The organism is Methylocaldum sp., from assembly GCF_035627495.1.
In the GTDB taxonomy this organism is placed as follows: Bacteria; Pseudomonadota; Gammaproteobacteria; order Methylococcales; family Methylococcaceae; genus Methylocaldum.
On the sequence record NZ_DASPLO010000158.1, the window covers coordinates 72,840 to 95,496 of the forward strand.

The window sequence follows — 22,657 nt, forward strand, 5'->3', positions numbered from 1 at the left end:
GGTGCGCATTGCGTACCTTTTCAAATTTCTTCGGTAAGGAGAGGAGAATGAACGTCATGACTAGACCCGACTTCATCCGCTTCGGCCGGGAAATCTGCGGCAACCTGATCGAAGCCGAACGCCGCGAATGGTGGCTGGCGGACGGCCTGGGCGGATACGCCGCCGGCACCGTCGCCGGCACGCTGACCCGCCGTTATCACGGGTTGCTGGTGGCGCCCCTCGCCCCGCCTCTGGGCCGTTCGCTGGTGTTCGCCAAGGCCGACGCATGGCTGGACCTCGACGGGCATATCTGGCCCCTGTGCAGCAACCGCTGGCCTGGGGAAATCATCGATCCTGCCGGCCATATCCATATCGAGAGCTTCCGTTTGGACGGGCGCATGCCGGAATGGATCTATGCCTTCGGCGACCTCCGGCTGACCATCCGGGTCTGGCTGGAGCCCGGCGCTTCCACCGTATACCTGGCCTACCGCGCCGATTGGCCGAAGGCGCAGGCGCGGGACCTGGCGCTCCGCATCAAGCTGCTGGCCAACGCCCGCGACCACCACGGCAACGCCGAGCCCCGGCGGTTCAATCCGGTGATCGAACCGGACGGAGCGGACGGGCTGATCGTGCGGAATCCGCCGGGCTCCGGCTCCGCCCCTTACCGGCTTTGTTTCAAGGCGCGGGGCGGCGTCATTCGGCCGGGTTACACCTGGTACGACAACTTCGACCTTCCGCTGGAGCGGGCGCGTGAGCTTCCCGACTGGGACCATCACCTGTGCGTGGGCGAATGCCGCCTGCCGCTGGTGAACGGCGAGTGGAGCGGCCTGACCGCCAGCCTGCATTCCGACGCTTCGCCTTACGTCGAGGAGGCGATGCGCCGCTGCCAGGCTCACGACGACGGCGTGCTGGCCCGCGCCGAACTGCGCGACGCGCCGGACTGGATTCGGCAGTTGGCGTTGGCGGCCGACAGCTTTCTGTTCGCCCGGCCGCTCCCGGACCGATCCGATGGCGTATCCGTGATCGCGGGTTATCCGTGGTTCGGGGACTGGGGCCGAGACACCATGATCGCGCTGCCCGGGCTCACCCTGGCCACGGGGCGCTACGACGACGCCCGGCGCATCCTGCAAACCTTTGCCCGTTTCATCGACCGGGGCATGCTGCCCAATGTGTTTCCGGAAGACCGCATAGCGCCGGAATACAACACGGTGGACGCGGCGCTCTGGTACATCGAGGCCTGGCGCGCCTATGTGGATACCACCGGCGACTTGGCGGCGCTGCGCGCGGCATTCCCCGCACTGCAAGAAGTCGTCGCGAGCTACCGCGAAGGAACGCGGTACGGCATCGGACTGGACGAGGGCGACGGCCTGATCCGGGCCGGCGAGCCCGGCATGCAGCTCACCTGGATGGACGCCAAGGTGGGTGACTGGGTGGTCACGCCGCGCATCGGCAAGCCGGTGGAGATCAATGCCCTCTGGTACAACGCGCTGCGCGCCATGGCGGACTTCGCCGGCCGACTGAATCTGCCTGGCGACGAATACGAGACGCTGGCCGAGCGCGCCCGGACCGGGTTTCAGCGGTTCATCAATCCGAGCGGCGGACTGTTGGACGTGCTGGACGGCCCCGGGGGCGACGATAGCTCGGTCCGGCCCAATCAGATCCTGGCCGTCAGCCTGCCCCACAGTCCCCTTGTATCCGGCGAGCAGGTCGCGGTGTTGACGGCCTGCGGCGCCACGCTGCTGACCTCCTACGGCCTTCGCTCCCTGGCGCCGGAACATTCCGACTATCGCTCCCAATACCGGGGCGGCGTGCGGGAGCGGGACGGGGCTTATCACCAGGGTACGGCGTGGACCTGGCTCCTGGGCCATTGCGCCCTGGCCGAATTCCGGGTCAGCGGCGACGCCGGCCGGGCCTTGAGCCGCCTCGAGCCGATCCGCGATCACCTGCTGGACGCGGGCCTCGGTACGGTAAGCGAAATCTTCGACGCCGATCCGCCGCACGCGCCGCAGGGCTGCCCGGCCCAAGCCTGGTCCGTGGCCGCCGTGCTGGAAGCGTGGTGGCGGATCAGCAAATCCAAGCGACCTGACGACCGAATCCGAAGGGAGAGACCATGAACCGCTACGCACGAACTGGATTACGAGGTCAATGTCCACTCCTAGAGCGTTTTCGGAAACGGTATGCGGTTGTGGGAGCGGGCTTTAGCCCGCGATCGATCGACTATCGCGGGCTAAAGCCCGCTCCCACGCCAAGGCTATACTGCACTCAATCCTTACATACGAATAAAAACTGCTCTGTCGAAAAATTCTGGAACTCGAAAAGCGCTTGGATGACTTTTTCAGGCCCATTCCGTTCAAGAGGTAACTCGCCATGCTGATTAAGAAACCTTCCGACATCCGATTTTCGGAAATCACCCCGCGCGAGCTGTTTCATGGCCGGCGCCGGTTTCTGCAACTTGCGGCCGGAGCCTCGGCCTTGGCTCTCCTGCCGCCGGGGCTGGCTGCCGGGCAAAAGCTGTCCGAGGTCCGGAAAACCGACTATGTGCTGCCGGACAAGACCACGCCTTACGAATACATCACCCGCTACAACAATTTCTACGAGTTCGGCACCGACAAGGAATCGCCCGCCGAGTTGGCCGGCAGCCTGAAAACCCGCCCCTGGACCGTGGCGGTGGAGGGCGAAGTCCGCAAACCCAAGACTTACGATATCGACGAGCTGCTGAAACTCGTCCCGCTGGAAGAGCGCGTCTATCGGCTGCGCTGCGTGGAGGCTTGGTCGATGGTGGTGCCCTGGGTCGGCCTTCCTCTGGCTGAACTGATCAAGCGTGTAGAACCCACCGGTAATGCCAAGTTCGTGGAGTTCACTACCTTATTGGATCCCGCGCAGATGCCGGGCCAGCGATCGGCGGTGCTGGACTGGCCGTACGTCGAGGGCCTACGGATGGACGAGGCCATGCACCCGTTGACCATCCTCGCGGTAGGGCTTTACGGCGAAGAGCTGCCCAATCAGAACGGCGCGCCGATCCGGCTGGTGGTGCCGTGGAAGTACGGCTTCAAGAGCGCCAAATCCATCGTGCGCATCCGCTTCGTGGAAAAACAGCCGGTATCCACCTGGATGAAGGCGGGCGCCGCGGAATACGGCTTTTACGCCAACGTGAATCCCGAGGTCGATCATCCCCGCTGGAGCCAGGCGAAAGAACGGCGCATCGGCGAGTTTCTGAAGCGCCCTACCTTGCCTTTCAACGGCTATGCCGATCAGGTGGCGCAGCTTTATGCTGGTATGGATCTGCGTAAGTTTTTTTAGAGCGTCTCCAGCTCTGATGTACGATCTGAATCGTGTGAATCATGACGTGGAAAAGGAGGCCACCGTTGGCGGCGCCTTGTTTGAGAGCGGGTCTCGCCCCGCGGGCGAGTTACTTTTCTTTGCTTGCCCAAAGAAAAGTAACCCAAAGAAAGGGCACCCGGATGGCGCGCTAGTCCTGCGCGTCGCCGCCTGGAACCGGGGGCGACAAAAGGCACGTTCCCTGTGCCTTTGCCGCCGCGCGCAATCCATTGCGCGCCCCTTCGGGCTGGTCCGGTTCCAGGCGGCGATGCTCGGGCGTGCCATAACGGGACTATACAGCGTGTAGGCCGGAATAAGCGAAGCGTTTCCGGCATTTTCGTTCGTCGAGTACCGGGAACGGCTTCGCTCCTTCGGCCAAGCTTAGGACAGGCTTATCCCGGCCTACAAAGGCTTGGCAAGCTCTTATATAAGGTATGAATATTCGAAATCCCAGTCCCAAGACGTTAACCGCCCTCAAGCGGGGGCTCTTCCCGATCTTGTTGATCCCCTTGTTCAACCTGATCGGCAATGCCGTACTCGATCACTTGGGGGCCAATCCCATCGAGAAGATCACCCGGACCACGGGCTACTGGACCTTGACCTTGCTGTTCGTCACCTTGGCCGTGACGCCGCTCCGGCGCATTTCGGGCTGGCCCTGGCTGGGCCGCTTTCGCCGGATGCTGGGGCTGTTCGCCTTCTTCTACGGATGCCTTCACTTCTTCACGTATCTGGTCTTGGACCAGTTCTTCGATTGGCCGGGAATCGTCAAAGACATCGCCAAACGGCCTTATATCACCGTGGGATTTACCGCATTCCTGTTGCTGATACCGCTGGCGGTCACCTCCACCGATGGCATGATCCGCCGGCTCGGCGGGAAGCGCTGGCGGCTGCTGCACCGGCTCGTTTATGTGATTGCCATCCTCGGCGTCGTGCATTTCTGGTGGCTGGTCAAGAAAGATATCACCGCGCCCGCCGTCGATGCCGCCATCTTGGCTATATTGCTGGGATTTCGAGTGATCTACGCGGTTCGGGGACCAGGTGCTGCGGCCAATACGGCGGCGAACCGAACATCGCCGCGCCGACCGGCTTTGAGTGGAAATGCCCGCTCCGAGACTTCGCCGTAGACCTGCTTGTCAGCTCGGGCTGCCAGATCTCTCCCGTTTCGGCTTCCCGATCCGCTTTTTGGATCTTTTCTTGCTTGACAGCACCTTGCCCAAGACGCACTCTCTCCCCGGAAAGGCCCAGCGCCTGTTGAAACTCCTATCCTTTCCCGGAAAAACATAGTGTTACTGGAAATTCCCATCCTTGCCATCGGCAAGGAACCGCGCGTCGCCTCTGGGGAGCCGGGAGCCGCGCGATGACAAGGTTCGAGAAACAGCGCTCTCCGGTAATCGAGGTCGCCATCGTTCTCAGCTTGGCGGTTGCCTTCGCGAGCGATGTTCTGACCCCGCCCGGTGTCGCGATATGGGCCTTCTACTTCGTTCCGGTCGCTCTCAGCCTCTTTGTCTGGCACCCGCGGATGCCCCTGCTCGTGGCCCTCGCCGCAACGGTTTTGATCGTTGCCGGCCGATTGCTTTCCTTGCCGGCCATCGACACCCCGATAACAATTTCATGGCTGAACAGAACCCTGGGCGTGCTGGCCATCTGGACAGTGGCGGTGGTCGCTCGACATACGATCCGCGCGAAGCTCAGGCTTCGCGAGCAGGAGTGGATCCGCACCGGGCAGCGGGATCTAAGCGTCCGCATGCAGGGGGAGCAGAATCCTCAGAGTCTGGGCGACAATATCCTGCGCTTTCTCTGCGAGTATCTCGAAGCCCCCGTCGGCGTTCTCTATGCGGCAGACCAGAAAGGCGACCTTCGCCGCTTGGCATCGTATGCCGTGGGACCGGATTTGGCTTGTCCCGAGCTCATCGAGCCCGGCGACGGGCTCATCGGCCAGGCGGTCAAGGATCAACGGGTTCTGCGCTTCGATGACCTTCCCGAGGGCTATCTGCGGATTTCGTCGGCACTCGGGGAGGCCGTTCCGAGGCACCTCGTCGTGGCGCCGGCGATCATCGACGGGAAGGTCAAGGCGGTGGTCGAACTCGGCTTCATTCATCCGGTGGGCATCTCCGACATGGGTCTTCTCGGCGCCATGGCCGAGCCGGTAGCCAGCGCGATTCGCTCGTCCCTGTATCGGACCCGGCTCGAGGATCTCCTTGCGAAAACGCAGCGGCTGGCCGGCGAGTTGCAAAGACAGCAGGAAGAGCTGAGGGTCGCCAACGAGGAACTCGAGAGCCAGAGCAGGACGCTGTCCGAATCGCAGGCACGTCTCGAGGCGCAGAATGCCGAGTTGGAGGAAATCAACGTCCAACTCGAGGAACGGCGCGACGAGCTGTCGCGGGCACAGATCGAGCTTTTAAGGCACTCGGACGAACTCGCCCGGGCCAGCCAATACAAGTCGGAATTCCTGGCGAACATGAGCCACGAGTTGCGCACACCGCTCAACAGCACGCTTATCCTCGCTAAGCTCCTCGCCGACAACAAGGACGGCAATCTGACGCCGGATCAGGTCAAGTACGCCTCGGTCATTTACTCTTCGGGCAACGACCTGCTCGACCTGATCAACGACATTCTCGATCTCTCCCGCATCGAGGCGGGCCGCCTGGAGATACAGCCCGAGCCAATCGAACTCGGTAGTCTGGTGGAGACGCTCCAGCGGACCTTCCAGCCGGTGGCGTCCCAAAAGAACCTCGCTTTCGAAGCGCTCGTCGAGCCGGGGACGACGGGTGCGATCACCAGCGATCCGCTCCGGCTGCAGCAGATCCTCAGGAACCTTCTCTCGAACGCCTGCAAGTTCACCGAGGCGGGCGAGGTCAGCCTGCGCGTGGCGCAGGCCGGCCCGAACCGGGTAAGCTTTGCCGTCCGCGATACCGGCATCGGCATCCCTCCCGAGCACCAGGACGCCATTTTCGAGGCATTCCGGCAAGCCGACGGGACTACCCAACGCAAGCACGGGGGCACCGGTCTCGGCCTGGCCATCTCGAAGGAACTCGCGCACCGATTGGGCGGCGAGCTCTCGGTGGAGAGCGCTCCCGGCAAAGGGAGCACCTTCACGCTCGTTCTTCCCATCGAATTTGTACAGCAAACTGGCCAGGAGCCGCCTTCCGAAGCGGAGGTGATTCCCCTGCGGAAGGTCCGTCCGGCGGCCGGAAGTTCGGCACCGAGTCCCGAAAAGCCCGCGCGGAAGCCGCCCACCGAGCCGCCGAGAAAACCGTTGCTCGACGATCGCGAGCATCTGGCGCCGAACGACCGGAGCATCCTCATCATCGAAGACGACGAAGCCTTCGCAGGCATCGTGTGCGATCTCGCGCGCGAACTCCGCTTCCGCTGCCTGATCGCGGCCAGCGCGGGCGAGGGCCTCGAGCTCGCGGAGCAATTCCTGCCCAGTGCCATCGTCCTCGACATCCACCTGCCGGACCACTCAGGTCTCGCCGTGCTCGAACGCCTCAAAGGCCACGCCGCGACCCGCCACATCCCGGTGCACGTGGTCTCGATCGCCGACTATACCCAGCAAGCCCTCGAGATGGGCGCGATCGGGTACGCGCTCAAGCCAGTCATGCGCGAGCAACTCGTGAGCGCTTTCCGGAAGCTGGAGCAGAAACTCGAACAAAACGTACGCCGCGTTCTGGTGGTCGAGGACGTCGCGGCCCAGCGCAAGAGCCTCGATCACCTCCTCCGCACCGAGGGCGTCGAAGTCATTCCGGTCGGAACCGGTGGCGAAGCGCTGAGCCGGTTGAAGGAGGCCAGCTTCGACTGCGTGGTCCTCGACCTGAGCCTGCCCGACATGTCGGGTTACGATGTGCTCGACAAAATGGCCACGGGCGAGGCGTTCTCGTTCCCGCCGGTCATCGTGTACACGGGGCGGACGCTGACGCGGGAGGAGGAGAAGCGGCTGCGCCGCTATGCCAGTTCGATCATCGTTAAGGGCGCCCGCTCGCCCGAGCGTTTGCTTGACGAGGTGGCCCTCTTTCTCCATCAGGTCGAAGCCCGGCTTCCCCGGGAGCACCAGCTTATGCTGCGGGAATTGCGTAGCCGGGAGGCGGCGCTCGAGGGCCGGAACATCCTGGTAGTCGAGGACGACGTGCGCAACATTTTCGCACTGTCGAGCGTACTCGAGCCGAAGGGCGCGAAGGTGCGCATCGCCCGCAACGGCAAGGAGGCGCTAGAGGTTCTCGAGCGCGCCTTGCACGAGCCCGACACCGCGGTGGATCTGGTTCTCATGGACATCATGATGCCGGAGATGGACGGTCTCACCGCAACGCGGGAGATCCGCAAGCGCCCCGAATGGAAGAAGCTGCCGATCATCGCGCTCACCGCGAAGGCGATGCCCGACGACCGCGCGCTGTGCCTTCAGGCGGGTGCCAACGACTATATCGCGAAGCCTCTCGATGTCGAGAGATTGATTTCGCTCATCAAGGTCTGGATGCCCAAGTAGTGGACGCCATGCACGACGGCAGCTTCGAAATCGAGCTCAAGCTCCTCCTCGAGGCCATCTATCTCAGGTTTCACTACGACTTTCGCCAATACGCGACGGCGTCCCTGAAGCGCCGGCTGTCCCAGGCCATGGACCGGTTCGGCTGCCGGTCGCTGTCGGGGCTCCAGGAGCGAGTCCTGCACGAGGCCAAGGTCTTCCCGGAGCTTTTGTCATTTCTCACCATCACGGTGAGCGAGATGTTTCGCGACCCTTCCTTCTACCGGGCGCTGCGCGAGAAGGTGGTTCCGTTCCTGCAGACCTATCCCTCCATCAAGGTCTGGGTCGCCGGCTGCAGCACGGGCGAGGAGGTCTATTCCCTGGCCATTCTGTTACGCGAGGAGGGGCTGCTCGAACGCACCCTGATCTATGCGACGGACATCAATGCGGAAGCCCTCCGAACGGCCAAAGCGGGCATCTACGAACTGGACCGGATCGCGCAGTTCAGCGAGGCCTATCAGGCGGCGGGCGGACGCGCGTCGCTCTCCGACTACTACACGGTCGGCTATGGCTCGGCCGTGTTCGACAAGACCCTGCGCAAAAACATCGTCTTTTCCGACCACAGCCTTGCGACCGACAATGTCTTTGCCGAGGTCCATCTCGTCACCTGCCGAAACGTCCTCATTTACTTCGACCGCGCATTGCAGGATCGGGCGATCGGGCTGTTTCGGGATTCGCTTTGCCGAAAAGGTTTTTTGGGCCTGGGCGCCAAGGAGACGCTGAGTTTCTCGAACCAGGCCGTGGATTTCAGCGAGTTCGTACGCGAGGAAAGGATCTACCAAAAGCGATGAAACCCGAGATCCCACAACCAGTAACTCGGATGCAAGCCGAAGCGATCGTGGTGGGCGGCTCTGCCGGAGCTTTCGACGCGTTCTCGACCTTATTCGCCGACTTGCCCGGCGAGTTCACCATCCCCATCGTCATCGTCCTGCACTTGCCGCGGCGCAAGCCCAGTGCGCTGGCCGAGGCCTTGGCGACCCAGATAGGTCGGCCGGTGCAGGAGCCGCTGGATAAAGAGCCGATGGCACGCTCGATGATTTATGTCGCTCCGGCGGACTATCATCTGCTCATCGACCGGGGGTTGGCGTTCGCCCTCTCGGTGGACGAACCGGTCAACTTCAGCCAGCCGTCCATCGACATTCTGTTCGAGTCCGCGGCCGATGCTCTCGGCGCCCGACTGATCGGGATCCTGCTCTCCGGTGCGAATGCCGACGGCGCGCAAGGTCTCAAAGCCATCGAGGATGCCGGCGGGCTCGCCATCATCCAGGCCCCGGAAGACGCCTCAAGTCCCGCAATGCCGAACGCCGCCATTGCCCTATGCAAGCACGCCCGGGTGTTGCCGGCCAGGGACATTCGCGAGCACCTGCTCCAGGCGGCGGGCTGCGGTGGAGCGGCCGAGCAACGAGGAATGCCATGATGGCCAAACCGAAAATCCTGCTGGTCGACGACCGCAAGGAGAATCTCGTGGCGCTCGAGGGCCTGTTGCGCGGGCATGAGGCCGACCTGCTATGCGCCCGATCCGGAGAGCAAGCATTGGAGCTCCTGCTCGATCACGAGGTGGCGCTTGCGCTCGTCGACGTGCAGATGCCCGAGATGGATGGGTTCGAACTGGCCGCACTGATGCGCGGAACCGAGCGTACCCGCGAGGTCCCCATCATTTTCATCACCGCCGGCATCCGCGACCAGACGCGCATATTCAAAGGCTACGACTCGGGAGCCGTGGACTTTCTGTTCAAGCCCTTGGATCCTCACGTCCTCTCCAGCAAGGTTGCCGTCTTCATGCAGCTCTACCGGCAAAAGCGGCAGCTTGCCGAACGCGTGCGCGAGCTGGAAATAGCGCTCGCGGAACGCCGGCAGATGGAGAATGCGCTAAAGGCGGCTGATCGGCGCAAGAATGAATTTTTGGCCATGCTCGGCCATGAACTCCGGAATCCGCTGGCACCAATCACAAATGCCGCACAAATCATGAAAAGAATGAATGTGTCGGACCCAAGGCTCCAGATGGTTCAGCAGGTCCTCGACCGCCAAGTCGGCCATTTGGCCCGCTTGGTAGACGATCTCCTGGATATCTCTCGGATCGAGCAGGGCAAGATCACGTTGCGGAAAGAGAAACTCGAAATCGCCCCGGTTCTCGATCAAGCCCTGGAAAGCAGCCGGCCCCTGATTCAGTCCCGTCAGCATGACTTGCTCGTTTCGGTCCCGAACACGCCCATTACGCTCATGGGGGACGGCGAGCGCCTGGCACAACTGATCTCGAACCTGCTGAATAACGCCGCCAAATACACGCCCACGGGAGGGACCATTTGGCTGACCGTGACACGGGAAAACGGTGAAGCCCTGATCCGTGTGAAGGACACGGGAGAAGGCATCTCGCAACCGTTGTTGTTGCAGATTTTTGATGCTTTCACTCAAGCGGAGAGGACTTTGGACCGCTCTCAAGGGGGGCTTGGACTCGGTTTGGCCATCGTCAAAAAACTGGTGGAGCTGCACCAAGGACGAATCGAGGCGCGCAGCGAAGGACCGGGGAAGGGGAGTGAGTTCTTGGTATGGTTGCCGCTGCTGCCTTAAGGAAGCTCTGATTAAGTCCTTCGACAGGCTCAGGACGAACGGCAACGTATTGATTTCGTTCGTGGTGAGTTTGTCGAACCATGAACGAAATCCACTTGTTCAGAGTTTCCTTAAGGAATTTTTTACGTTCTTTGCCGTTACGGCGAATGGAACGATACTCATCCCCCGGCCAGGGCGAACGTCGTTACAGGTTCTTTTGACAGGCACTAAGAAGGAGACCTGAAGACGAATTCTGTCTAATCTCGAAATCACCTGTTGTTTCGAGTTCTGAGCAAGGAGGAGTCGCGTCATGGCCGATACACGAATCAATCCCGCGTCGGAAGACAAACTCGTCGCCTTGGTAACCGGCACGTCGTCGGGCATCGGGAGGGCGACCGCCCCTGCTCTCCGGGAAGCCGGATTCTTGACCGTTGCGACCGCGCGCCGGCTCGCCGATATCGAGGAGTTGAAGGCGAAGGGCTGCGAGACGGCGCAGCTCGACGTGACGGACGAAACCTCGATGCGGGAAGCGGTTAAAACTGCCGAGGATCGTTATGGACCTGTTTATGTCCTGGTGAACAATGCGGGATACGGTCAATACGGGCCTCTCGAAGAGGTGCCGATGGATGCGGTACGGCGGCAGTTCGAGGTCAATGTTTTCGGGCTGGTCCGGATGTGCCAGCTCGTGCTGCCTGGAATGCGCCAAGCGGGCCGGGGCCGCGTCATCAATGTCAGTTCGGTAGCCGGGGAAATCAGCCAGCCGGGAGCCGGTTTCTACCACGCGACGAAACACGCGGTGGAGGCGATCAACGAAACCCTGCGCTTGGAGGCGAGCGCATTCGGCATCGATGTGGTGGACATCCAGCCGGGGCCCGTCGCCACCAATTTCGCCGAAGTGGCGGTCAGCACCATTCCCGACACGGGGGCGGACAGTCCCTACCGCGTGTTCAAGCAGAATCTCGCCGAGACGACGCGGGAAATGCTCAAGTTCGGCAGAACCGGGGTGTTGACGGCGCAGGAGGTTGCCGAAGTCATCGTCGAGGCGGCGACGGCATCGAAGCCGGATACCCGTTACCATGTCGGCGCGCCTTCCAAGTTGATGTCCGTGTTGCACGGCCTGATGCCGGATCGCGTGTGGGATGCGGCGGTCTCGCGGATGGTGCCGTTCGAACGGAAATAGACTCACGCCAGCCTTTGCCTTAGAGCCTAACCTATCGTTCGAGAGCCTGGGTAGGCTGGGAAGAGCGAAGCGAATCCCAGCAAAGCGGGTCTCACTCGCATTGACATGGCGCAACATAACTCTTCCCCGGCCCGGGGGAGTCAAGACCAGCCAGACGCATTTGTCGGCAAAGGATTGCCGACCTTACGAGATCTTAGCGCTCTAAAATCCGGTTCGCATTTGTAGTTGTAGGCGGGGATAAGCCTGTCCTGAGCCCGGCCGAAGGGCTTATCCTAACCTACGATCTCTGGCGTCTGCCTTGATCCCGCTAAATTCGGCATTCGGCGCTTTTAGTATTACCATGCCTCAAACCGAAGCTTGGGAAGGCTTGTTGTTGCTTATCGTGTGACGATAACGGTCGGACGGAATCCGAATTCGATTACAACACCATGCAGGGCACGCCCTGCTTCATCCTTCGGGTGGGATAGTTCATGTTGCGTGTTAGATTGGCGCTGGTTGTCGCCATCTCCTTGTGTTTTGTCTTCGTTCTCGGTTTTACGCTGTACTGGGGGTCTCACAAGATTGCCCTGTACTCGTCCCGCAGCCAGATGGCCTATGAGGCTTTCGACCGGTACCAGCAACTGTATCGGGAAGCTTATCGTTATTTTAAGCAGCGCATGGATTTGCTCCTGGTCGACCGGCAAGGTACTGCGGCCGATGTGGAAATGTCCCGGCAGCGTCTGCAAGATGCCATCGAGCGGCTGAGAAAGGCCACGGCGAAAGACATAGACGGAACCGGCGATATCGAAGCCTGGCGGGGACGCGAGAGCGAGCTGGACAGCATCGCCCGTCTGAGCGCTTCGCTCGAAGCCGGCATGCACCGGTTCGACCAGGTCGACCGCCTGCGCCAGGAAGACCGGCGCGACGCGGCATTGCTGCTGCTGTCGGAGGTGCTGGAGGAAGACATCGACCGAAAGTTCGACCCGCTCATCGATGACGCGATCAACCGCGAGCGCGAGCAGGCCCTGGTGGCGAGGGAGAGATTGATGGGGCTGGTCGGGCTTTCCAGTTGGATTTCCATCAGCACGGCGCTCGTCTCGGTGGTCTTCAGCATCGCCGCGGGAGCCTTGCTGTTTAGAGGCATCCGGAAGCCGATCGAGGCCTTGATGCGAGGCACCGACGAAATCGCCGCGGGCAATCTGGTTTACCGCATCGCCATCGATAGCCGCGACGAGTTCGGCTATCTGGCCAAGCACTTCAACCAAATGGCCCAGGAGCTGGAAGTTCAGCAGCGGAAGCTCGGCGAGGCGCGAGCCGTGCTGGAGCAAAAGGTGGCGGAGCGAACGCTCGAGCTGAACCACCTCAACGGCGAGTTGCAACGCATGGACCATGCGCGGCGGCAGTTTTTCGCCGACATCAGCCATGAGCTGCGCACGCCGATCACGGTGATCCGCGGCGAGGCCGAAGTCACGCTGCGGGGTCGAAACAAGGAGGCCGAGGAGTACAAGGAATCCTTGCAGCGGGTCCACGAGCTGTCGCTGCAACTGGGCAAGCTGGTCAACGATCTTCTGTTCCTCGCCCGGGCCGAGACCGCTCACATGCAGTTCGAGTGGGAAACGCTCGATCTCGCCGAACTGGTCGTGAACGCGGCGGAGGACATCCGCGTGCTGGCGCAAGACAAATCGATCGTGGTGACCCTGAACGTAGCGGATACGCCGGTGTGGGTCCGCGGCGACAAGCAGCGACTTCGGCAGATCATTTTCATTCTGGGGGACAATGCCTGCCGGTACTCGAATGTCGGCGGGCGGATCGCCATCGATCTGGCGGCCGATGGAACGGAAGCGACCTTGCGCGTCAACGATCACGGCATCGGCATCCCCGCCAAGGATTTGGAGATGATCTTCGACCGCTATTACCGCAGCTTGAACGCCCGCCGTTCGAGCGATGACGGCACCGGCCTCGGACTTCCGGTCGCCAAGGCCATCGTGGCGGCGCATGGCGGGCAGATTTCCGCGGACAGCGCGGAGGTCTCTGGCACGACATTTGCCGTCACATTGCCGCAAGTTGAATGGAGCGAGAGCGCTCTTGCGGCAAGTGCCGGCGATTTTGACGTTACCCAAGAGTACGTTCGGGAATCGGCCGCATAATTCAATGGATATTTTCTTGCGGGAGCGGGCGTTAGCCCGTGACTGGAGAGCGCCCGAGATCACGGGCTAAAGCCCGCTCCCACAGGGGTATGCACAACTTCAGCGTGGACGTGGCACTACCAAACGGAAAATTCTCCCAGGGATCTCCGAAGCTGTAGCGGACATCCGTTCGCTGCCGGCTTCGGGACGGAACTTTTTATGGCTCATTCAATAAAACGCTTTTTAGCCGAGGTAACAAGAGCTTGGATATTCTGCTGGTGGAAGACGACGAGCGTATCGTTGAGTTCGTCAGGAGAGGGTTGAAGGCCGAAGGTTACAACGTGGACGTCGCCCGCACGGGACAAGAGGCGACCACGCTCGGTACGGCGGCGGCTTATCAACTGATCATCCTGGATCGAAAGCTGCCCGATCTTACCGGTCTCGAAGTGTGCGAGCGCCTGCGCGCCGGCCTTATCGACACACCTATACTGATGCTTACGGCCATGGATACCGTGCAGGACAAGGTGACCGGTCTCCGCTCCGGGGCGGACGACTATATGACCAAACCCTTTTCGTTCGAGGAACTGCTTGCGCGCATCGAAGCGCTGATGCGCCGGCGCGGGGGAGGGCTCAAGGCAGAGCCCAAAGAACTCCGCATCGCCGACCTGGTGCTGAACCAGGAGACTCACGAGGTGCGGCGCGGCAACCAACTGATCGACCTCACGCCCAAGGAGTTCGCATTGCTGGAGAGTTTCATGAGGGCTCCCGGCAAGGTTCTGAGCCGGACGAGAATCCTGGAGCAGGTTTGGGGCTACAGCGCCGACCCGATGACCAACGTGGTCGATGTGTACGTCCGCCAACTGCGGCGGAAGATCGACGAGGGCTACGATCACAAGCTTCTGAAAACCGTCCGGGGTTACGGTTACAAGCTCGATGCCTCGCGGGAATCCGATGTGATTGCCCAGGACGGAGCGGAGGCTTGAGCAAGGCGCCGGGAACGGCTTCGCCCCTTCGACCGGGCTCAGGACAGGCTTATCCCGGCCTACAATTCGACTACGGCAATGCCTGCGCGGTTGAACTTGGCTTTCAGGGGCCGGTAACCTACGCGCCGAAAATTTTTAGGCAAATCGATTGCTTCGGACTCATCACCAGATGTATTTCATGAACGGGGTTACCTATTGCCTGTACGCAGGCGCGTTTCGCGGTGGAATTTCCCGCAAGGAAGGCTCAAGTCCGAGTGGACTCCTTTTTTTTCTCGCAGTACCTCCGCGATGGTTGCTCGCGGCCATTGCGATCGCCTTGGGCGGATACCAGGACCTGGCGCTGGGCGATGCCGTCGCGATCAATCCCACAGCGGCATCCGTGGCCACGGATGCCGGGACGGTGGACATCACTCTCACCTATTCGCGAGGGCCGAGTGAACAGGTAACCGGTACTCTGGACGTGAACTGGATCACGCTCGACGGTTCCGCGACGGCTCCGTCGGACTATACCGGGGTAAGCGGATCGGTGAGCTTCGATCGCGGAGGAGCATCGACGCAAACCCAGACCGTCACGATTCCCATCGTGAACAATCCGAGCCTGACTTCATCAAGGGCATTCACACTCAGCTTGAGTTGTCTCGATAACGGTGATGGACCCTGCGCCGCCGCCCAGTTCCCGGCAAATTCCGTCACCATCACCATCACGCCTTTGCCGCCTACGCCGCCCCCGGAGCCTCCACCGCCTCCGGAGCCTACGGCAACACCGCTCAACCAACTTCCCGGACTCACCGAAAACCAGCGGTCCGTGGCCGATGCCCTGGTAAACGCCTGTGACGGCGCCGCCGGTGAGCTGGCGCAGCGCTGCTCGGATCTCTTGGGTTCCGGACTGACCGACGCCGAGAGGATCGCCGCCCTGAGCCAAATCACCCCCGAACAAGTGGCTTCCCAAACCAGCATGCCCCTGCGCATCGGCACCGGACGCACGGCCAACCTGCAGCAGCGCCTGACCCTGCTGCGCCAGGGCAACGGTGGGTTCGACCTGGCAATGAATATTGACGGCCGAAAGATCTCCTACGACACGATTGCCCGCGCGCTCCGGAACCAGTCCGGCGGGGCCGCGGGCGACGGGCCCGACGATCCGTTGCGGGACAGCCCCCTGGGAGTTTTCGTGCAAGGCCGGTTCAATGGCGGCGATCGGGACAACACCGGTGCGGAGCGGGGCTACCGGTTCACTACCGGCGGCCTTACCCTGGGCGCCGACTATCGGCTGACCGATCAGTTGATCCTGGGGCTGGCGTTCGGTTACGACGGGACGTCTGCCGTCTTCAGCCAAAATTCCGGTGCCATGGACACCGATTCGTACCACGGTTCCTTCTATGGCAGCTATTACCTGCCCGAGGATTTTTACGTGGACTGGATCGGGAATTTCACCCGGCACGACTACGACATGAAGCGCAATATCCGCTATACGGGGTTCTCGTCGCGGGCGCGCAGCAATCCGGAAGGCAACCAATACGGTTTCGCCGTCAGTTTCGGCAAGGATCTCGCAATCAGCGAATGGAACCTGAACCCGTATCTCCGCATGGAGTATGCCAAGCTGCAGATCGACGCCTACCGGGAACAGGGCGGCGGCGGCCTGGGCCTGGCCTTCGGCAGCCAGGACGACCATTCCCTGACCACGGACCTCGGCGCGCAGTTCGGCCGGGCGTTCAGCCTGCCTTGGGCCGTATTGACGCCGTCGATTCGCTTCGAGTGGGAGCATCAGTATCAGAACGGCGCGCGCGACACCAAAATCCGCTTCGCAGACGCGACTCTCGGCACCGGCGGCTTTTCCATCTCCAACTCGACCCCCGATCGCGATTATTTCAATCTGGGCGGTTCGTTGGCCGCCACCTTACCCGGCGGCAATGCCGCCTTTCTGCGCTACGAAACGCGCCTGGGCCAGCAGGCCGTCTCCAGCCATATCGTCGAGGCCGGCGTCAGAATTTCGTTTTAGACATTACGCGATGTTACGCCGGGAACGGCTGACGCCTTATCCCGGCCTACAACTACAACATTGTGTAGGCCGGAATAAGCGGCAGCGTTTCCGGCAAACTGGTTTGTAACATCATCCGAAGTATGAGCGATTATCGGCGGCTCTATCGTCCCGGCGGGACCTACTTTTTCACCGTCGTTACTCACGGACGGCGGCCATTATTCGCGGACCATCAAAATGTCGAAAAGCTGCGCTCGGCATTCCGTTATGTAAGGACACTCCGCCCTTTCGAAATCATTGCCGCCGTGGTCTTGCCGGATCATCTGCATTGTCTGTGGCGATTGCCGGTTGGGGATACCGACTTTTCCGCGCGCTGGCAGATGATCAAAACCGATTTTTCACGGCATGTGCCGGCTCCGGCAAACAAGGACGGTTCGAAAAGCCTCTGGCAACCCCGCTATTGGGAACATTGGATTCGGGACGAAGAGGATCTCCGCCGGCATCTCGATTACATTCATTACAACCCGGCCAAACACGGGCTCGCATCCGCGCCGCTCGAATGGGAACCCGGTTCATTCAGACGATTTGTGAAAATGGGATGGTACGAGGCGGCTTGGGGCGCGAGCGAGCCTGAGAATATCCGCGGAATGGAGCTCGAGTAAACCGACACTCTGAAGGCCGTGGGTATTCCGCCGGGAACGGCTTCGCCCCTTCGACCGGGCTCAGGACAGGCTTATCCCGGCCTACACCCCCTGTCTCCAAAAGATGGTAGATACCGGAATAAGCGATAGCGTTTCCGGCAATGTGGCCGGCATTTCCCATCCGCATCAAAACCTTCTTCCAAAAATAATCCAATCCTCATCTGATTTTAATTTTTCCCTCGGCTGTTCGCTCATGTTGCTCCCGTAGGCTAGTGATCGAAGGCTGCTTCCACTCCCGAGGTTGTAAAAACACCTACTGCGCAAGGATGTGCAACGGAAGCAGCCCTCTTGATATTACGAGAAGTAATTAAGAGGTTCACGAACATGCCACTCGGTGTTGGAAACATATTCAAAGGACTTTTCAAACAGTATGGGCACACGGTGATCGTGCTGCTGAGGTTTCTCGACATCACGATGCTGCTGACCGCTGCCTGGGTTGCCTTTTATTTCTGGCATCAGAAGCTGGTCATCGATCAGGACCACCGGGTCGTGATCGCGCTAGGCATTCTGGGGGCCATCATCTTCTTCGAGATCGGGCAGATCTATCGTCCCTGGCGGAACGATGCGATGCGGGGAGAAGTCGTCCGGATCCTGCGTGCCTGGCTATTCACCTTGATCTCGGTCGTGTCCATCGTCGCCCTGGTCCGGTTGCATGTCTGGCTCGGTTCCAGCTATCGCTGGATTGCGACCTGGGGGGTACTGGGTTTTCTGTTCGTCATTCTCTCGCGGGCGGTGCTTTCGCGGGTGCTGCAGGTATTGCGCGCACGGGGCTGGCCGCAAGGTCGTATCGTGATGGTCGGGCTGAATCAGATGGCGATCGCCGCGAGCCGGCAGTTGAACGAATCGCCGTGGGCCGGTTTGCAGGTGATCGGCTATGTCGATGACCGCTCCAAGCCCAGGGTTTTGGCCGGAGATGTTTCGTTGCCCCGGCTGGGCGGTTTGAAGGATTTGGCTGCTCTCGTGACGCGCGAAGCCGTCGATGAAGTGTGGGTGGCGTTTCCGTTCAAAGGCGAATCGCGTGCGGAACAGGTGCTTCACGAATTGCGGCATCTCCCGGTCAGCATTCGGTTGGTGATCGACTGCTTCGCCTTCAAGATGAGCAAATTCCTGAACCTGAACGAAGTCGCCGGCATCCCGACGCTCGATATTTCCGTATCGCCCCTGCACGGCATCAATCGCTACATCAAGGAAATCGAAGACCGTCTTTTGGCGCTGGTGCTGCTGATCGTGGCGAGTCCCGTGATGCTGGTCGTCGCCGCCGGGGTCAAGCTGAGCTCGCCGGGTCCGGTGTTCTACCGGCAGGAGCGGGTGGGCTGGAACAACCGCTCGTTCGTCATGCTGAAGTTCCGGTCCATGCCGGTGAATGCGGAGTCTAAATCAGGGCCGGTCTGGGCGAAGCCCGGCGAAAACCGCGCGACGCCGTTCGGGGCTTTCCTGCGCAAGACCAGCCTGGACGAGTTGCCGCAGCTGATCAACGTGCTCAAGGGCGACATGTCGCTGGTGGGCCCGCGGCCCGAGCGCCCGGATTTCGTGGAAGTGTTCAAGGACCAGGTGCCGAATTACATGAAAAAGCACATGGTGAAAGCCGGCATCACCGGTTGGGCTCAGGTGAACGGCTGGCGCGGCGACACCGACCTCACCAAGCGGATCGAGCACGATCTTTACTACATCCAGCATTGGTCGGTGTGGTTCGATCTGGAAATCGCCATGAGAACCGTCGTGTCCGGCTTCGTAAACAAGAATGCCTACTGATGTGGGTCTCGCGGGAAAGGGGTAAAAATCCATGATTGCATCGTCATCCTTGAATTCGCCGGCCGGAAGGCCGGGGGCGCTGGCCGGGATTCTGGCGCTGTGGCTGGCCGTTTTTCTCCCTGGCTGCTCGCTGACGCCCGGTATGGATATGAAGAAGGGCAGCGATATCTCGGACGCGACCGTGCCGGTCATGAAGGACGGCAAGCTGGTCAAGGAAAAGGTGAATATCGTTCCGATCACCGCCGATTTGATCATCGAGCGGGAAAACGCGAGGCTGCAAGACGCCAGCAAACTCTCTCTGCCGAGCTCGGAGGCGGGGCCGTACCGGGTCGGGCTGCACGACCGGTTGCAGATCACGGTTTGGGATCACCCCGAGCTCAACGATCCGGGTGGAGAAAAGATTCTTCCCGAACTGGCGGGCAAAGCCGTTGGAGATGACGGCACGATTTTCTACCCCTACATCGGCACCATTCACGTGGCGGATAAAACCGTGTCCGAGATCAGAGACCTCTTGAGCCAGGGGCTTTCCAAATATTTCAAGAAGGTCAAGCTCGACGTGCGCGTGATCTCGTTCCAGGCCCACAAAGTCAACGTGGTCGGCGAAGTGAAGTATCCGGGCGTCCAGTCGATGGTGGATACGCCGCTCAATATCGCCGAAGCCATCAGCCGCGCGGGCGGCGTGACCGCGGAGGCGGATTTGAGTCACGTGACCTTGTCGCGCGGGGACAAGCTCTATCCGATCAACCTCCAGGCTCTTTATGAACAGGGCAACAATGGCCAGAACCTGCAGCTGATGCCCGGCGACGTGCTCAATGTGCCCGATCGCTACAACAGCAAGGTGTTCGTCACGGGCGAAGTGGGCCGGCAGCAGTCGCTGCAAATCCACAAGGGCAAACTGACGCTCGCTCAGGCGATATCGGAGGCCAACGGGGTCGATTTCAACACCTCCAATGCGGAGGAGATCTACATCATTCGGGCCGGACAGGCCAAGCCGGAAATTTTCCAGCTCAACGGGGAATCGCCCGATGCCATGATCCTGGCGGAGCAATTTTCGCTGAAGCCGCACGACATTGTTTTCGTGGGTACGGCGGGCGTCACCCAATGGTCGAGGGTGCTCAACCAGTTGCTGCCATCGTCGTTTAGCCAAGTCATGACGCGCGGAGCGTTCTACGGGTTCTGACGGGTTCGTAGGCCGGGATAAGCCTGTCCTGAGCCCGGCCGAAGGGGCGTCAGCCGTTCCCGGCAAATAGTTCCGCGAATTGTTTCAAAGGCGCGAACGGACTTCGGCCTCTTTCAACCCCATCAATATGTGGATTGAGTCATGAATATGCATGGTCAAAACGAGATTAGCTTGCTTCCGCCACCGAACTTGTCGCGGCTCGAGGAGCCGAGCGTCAGCATCAGGGACTATGTCGACCTGCTTCTCGAGGGCAAGAAGATCATCCTGTTGACGCTGTCGTCGGTCTTGCTGGTGACGATGGTCTATCTGATCTTCGCGCCCCGCACCTACAAGGCGGATTCCCTGCTGCGGATCGACAAGAACAAAGCGCTGCTCACGGCCCCCCTCCGCAGCGAGGCCAGCAAGTCCCCGGCCGAGGCGGAAAACCCGAGGGCGCAGCGGGAAGTCGAAATTCTCCGGTCGCGCTCGGTCCTCGGCAAAGTCGTGGACGGGCTGAGCCTGACGGTGGAAGTCTCGCCCCGGTATTTCCCTCTCGTCGGCGAGACGCTCGCGCGCTGGCACGACGCCCATGACGGTGTGGCGGACGCCTGGTGGGGCTTCGGCCGCTGGGCCTGGGGGGGCGAAAAGCTCAAGATCGCCAGCTTCACCGTTCCGGATCGTTACCTGGGGAAAGATTTCACCTTGATCGCTCTCGAAGGGGCGCGCTTTCGACTGTTCGGCCCCAAGGATGAACCGCTGGCCGAGGGGCGGGTAGGCGATGCCGTCGAGGTCGACATGGGTGAAGACAAACCCCTGGTCGTCCAGGTTTCGGAGCTCAAGGCCCATCCCGGCACCCATTTCGATCTGAGCCGGAAGAGCCAATTGACGGCCATCGAGAAACTGAAGAAGGCGATCACCGTCAAGGAAGCCTCCAAAGACACGGATATTCTCAATGTCGAACTGAAAGGGCGCGATCCGGAGCAGCTCGCCAAGTCGGTCAACGACATCGCCACTACGTATGTGAATGCGACGGTCAATTGGGAGTCGGCGGAAGCCGGGCAAAAACTGGCTTTTCTGGAGGGCCAACTGCCCGTCATCAAGGAGCGCCTGGAACGGGCGGAGCAGGCGTTGAGCGCTTACCGGCAACAGCATGGCGCGGTCGACATCTCCACCGAGGCCGAGGTGTTGCTGAAGCAGACGGCGGAAATGGAAACCCTGGGCATCCAGCTCAAACAAAAGTACGAGGAACAGAGCCAGCGTCTCGAGGACGCGCATCCGGACATGGTCGCCACCAAGGCCCAGATCAGCCGGGTCGACCGCAAGCTGTCGGATCTGAACAAGCGCATCAAGGACCTGCCGCGCACGCAGCAAAACATGGTAGGGCTATCCCGGGACGTCCAGGTCAACACCGAGCTGTACACCTCGCTGCTGAACAGCGCCCAGGAACAGCGGGTCGCCGCGGCCGGATCGATCGGCAATTCCCGCATCGTCGACTTCGCCGTGATACCGGAAAAGCCGTACTGGCCGAAGCCCATTCTCTTGTTGGCCATCGCCACCGTGCTGGGTTTGACCTCGGGTTCGGCGATCGTATTCCTGCGAAACTCCTTGCAGCGCCATGACAATTACCCCGCGCTGCTGGAATACCGGGTCGGGATTCCCCTTTACGCGGCGATACCGCACAGCAAGAAGCAGAAGCGCCTCGCAAGATCGATCGATCAACACAAGGATAAACCGGGCGTATTGGCCAGCCAGGAACCTCACGACATCTCGGTCGAATCGTTGCGCGGTCTTCGGACAACGCTGGAAGCCACCCTGGCGAGCAGTGAAAGCAAGGTCATCATGATCAGCAGTCCCGCGCCCAGCATGGGCAAGTCTTTCGTCAGCTCGAATCTGGCGGCGCTTTTAGCGAGCATCAAGAAGCGGGTGCTGATCATCGACGCCGACCTTCGGAATGGTCGGCTGCACGAGGCCTTTTCGGTCCAGAAGGAGAAGGGACTCTCCGAACTCCTCAGCGGGTCGGCTTCGCTGGGCGAGGTGATCACCAGTCTTCCCGGCGTGGGGGTCGATTTCATCTCGAAAGGGCGGAATGTCTCCAATCCGGCAGAATTGCTGGTGCTCGGCGATTTGGAATCGATCCTGGAGGATCTGAAGGCCTTCTATAACCACATCGTGATCGACTCGCCGCCGATCCTCGGCGCCACGGACGCCGCCATCATCGGAAAGCACGCCGACGCCACGTTCCTGGTGGTCAAGGAAGGGCGCTACACCGCGCAGGAGCTGGAAGTCAGCTTCCGGCGGTTCCAGCACGTGGGCATCAAGCCGAACGGCTTCATCATCAACGATATGAAGGAAGGTTCGTCGTATTATCCGTATTACGGGTATGCGTATCCGAGGGCGGTTTAGAGGGAGGTTTCGGCTCTATGTTGGGAGAAGGAGATGTTCGCC

General features: G+C 61.0%; 15 protein-coding genes. All 15 read left to right on the forward strand.

What is annotated here, in order from left to right:
• Positions 1-47: 47 nt before the first annotated feature.
• The 15 genes from VEB01_RS13515 (at position 48) to VEB01_RS13585 (ending at position 22,615) form a co-directional block, all read left to right on the forward strand.
• Entirely contained in the window at positions 48-2,093 is a 2,046-nt protein-coding gene (locus VEB01_RS13515; RefSeq protein WP_324876274.1) for an amylo-alpha-1,6-glucosidase, read from the forward strand.
• A gap of 253 nt (positions 2,094-2,346) precedes the next feature.
• Positions 2,347-3,279, forward strand: a complete 933-nt coding sequence (gene msrP, locus VEB01_RS13520) for a protein-methionine-sulfoxide reductase catalytic subunit MsrP (RefSeq protein ID WP_324876276.1) — start codon at positions 2,347-2,349, stop codon at positions 3,277-3,279.
• 452 nt (positions 3,280-3,731) lie between these two features.
• Entirely contained in the window at positions 3,732-4,421 is a 690-nt protein-coding gene (locus tag VEB01_RS13525) for a protein-methionine-sulfoxide reductase heme-binding subunit MsrQ (RefSeq protein WP_324876278.1), read from the forward strand.
• Positions 4,422-4,654: 233 nt separating this feature from the next.
• Complete coding sequence (locus VEB01_RS13530) at positions 4,655-7,774, forward strand: response regulator (RefSeq protein WP_324876280.1); 3,120 nt, start codon at positions 4,655-4,657, stop codon at positions 7,772-7,774.
• An 8-nt stretch (positions 7,775-7,782) separates the two neighbouring features.
• Positions 7,783-8,601 carry a CheR family methyltransferase gene (locus tag VEB01_RS13535; protein WP_324876367.1) on the forward strand — a complete coding sequence of 273 codons (819 nt, stop codon included), beginning with the start codon at positions 7,783-7,785 and terminating at the stop codon, positions 8,599-8,601.
• A gap of 29 nt (positions 8,602-8,630) precedes the next feature.
• Positions 8,631-9,227, forward strand: a complete 597-nt coding sequence (locus tag VEB01_RS13540) for a chemotaxis protein CheB (protein WP_324876282.1) — start codon at positions 8,631-8,633, stop codon at positions 9,225-9,227.
• The gene (locus VEB01_RS13545) at positions 9,224-10,378 is read left to right on the forward strand and encodes a sensor histidine kinase (protein WP_324876283.1); all 1,155 of its coding nucleotides are present in this window, start codon (positions 9,224-9,226) and stop codon (positions 10,376-10,378) included. Before VEB01_RS13540 ends, VEB01_RS13545 begins: the two co-directional genes overlap by 4 nt.
• Before the next feature lie 289 nt (positions 10,379-10,667).
• Complete coding sequence (locus VEB01_RS13550; RefSeq protein WP_324876285.1) at positions 10,668-11,537, forward strand: SDR family NAD(P)-dependent oxidoreductase; 870 nt, start codon at positions 10,668-10,670, stop codon at positions 11,535-11,537.
• A gap of 470 nt (positions 11,538-12,007) precedes the next feature.
• A complete protein-coding gene (locus VEB01_RS13555) occupies positions 12,008-13,663 on the forward strand; it encodes a sensor histidine kinase (protein WP_324876287.1) in 1,656 nt (551 codons plus the stop codon).
• A 242-nt stretch (positions 13,664-13,905) separates the two neighbouring features.
• Complete coding sequence (locus VEB01_RS13560) at positions 13,906-14,625, forward strand: response regulator transcription factor (RefSeq protein ID WP_324876289.1); 720 nt, start codon at positions 13,906-13,908, stop codon at positions 14,623-14,625.
• Positions 14,626-14,803: 178 nt separating this feature from the next.
• Positions 14,804-16,621: an autotransporter family protein gene (locus VEB01_RS13565; RefSeq protein ID WP_324876291.1), complete on the forward strand. Its 1,818-nt coding sequence runs from the start codon at positions 14,804-14,806 to the stop codon at positions 16,619-16,621.
• Positions 16,622-16,743: 122 nt separating this feature from the next.
• On the forward strand, positions 16,744-17,262 hold the full coding sequence (locus tag VEB01_RS13570; RefSeq protein WP_324876293.1) for an REP-associated tyrosine transposase: 519 nt from the start codon (positions 16,744-16,746) through the stop codon (positions 17,260-17,262).
• Between the two features lie 363 nt (positions 17,263-17,625).
• The gene (locus tag VEB01_RS13575) at positions 17,626-19,053 is read left to right on the forward strand and encodes an undecaprenyl-phosphate glucose phosphotransferase (protein ID WP_324876295.1); all 1,428 of its coding nucleotides are present in this window, start codon (positions 17,626-17,628) and stop codon (positions 19,051-19,053) included.
• 31 nt (positions 19,054-19,084) lie between these two features.
• Positions 19,085-20,233, forward strand: coding sequence for a polysaccharide biosynthesis/export family protein (locus tag VEB01_RS13580; RefSeq protein ID WP_324876296.1), 1,149 nt, complete (start codon positions 19,085-19,087; stop codon positions 20,231-20,233).
• A 141-nt stretch (positions 20,234-20,374) separates the two neighbouring features.
• Positions 20,375-22,615, forward strand: a complete 2,241-nt coding sequence (locus tag VEB01_RS13585; protein ID WP_324876298.1) for a polysaccharide biosynthesis tyrosine autokinase — start codon at positions 20,375-20,377, stop codon at positions 22,613-22,615.
• Positions 22,616-22,657: the final 42 nt, after the last annotated feature.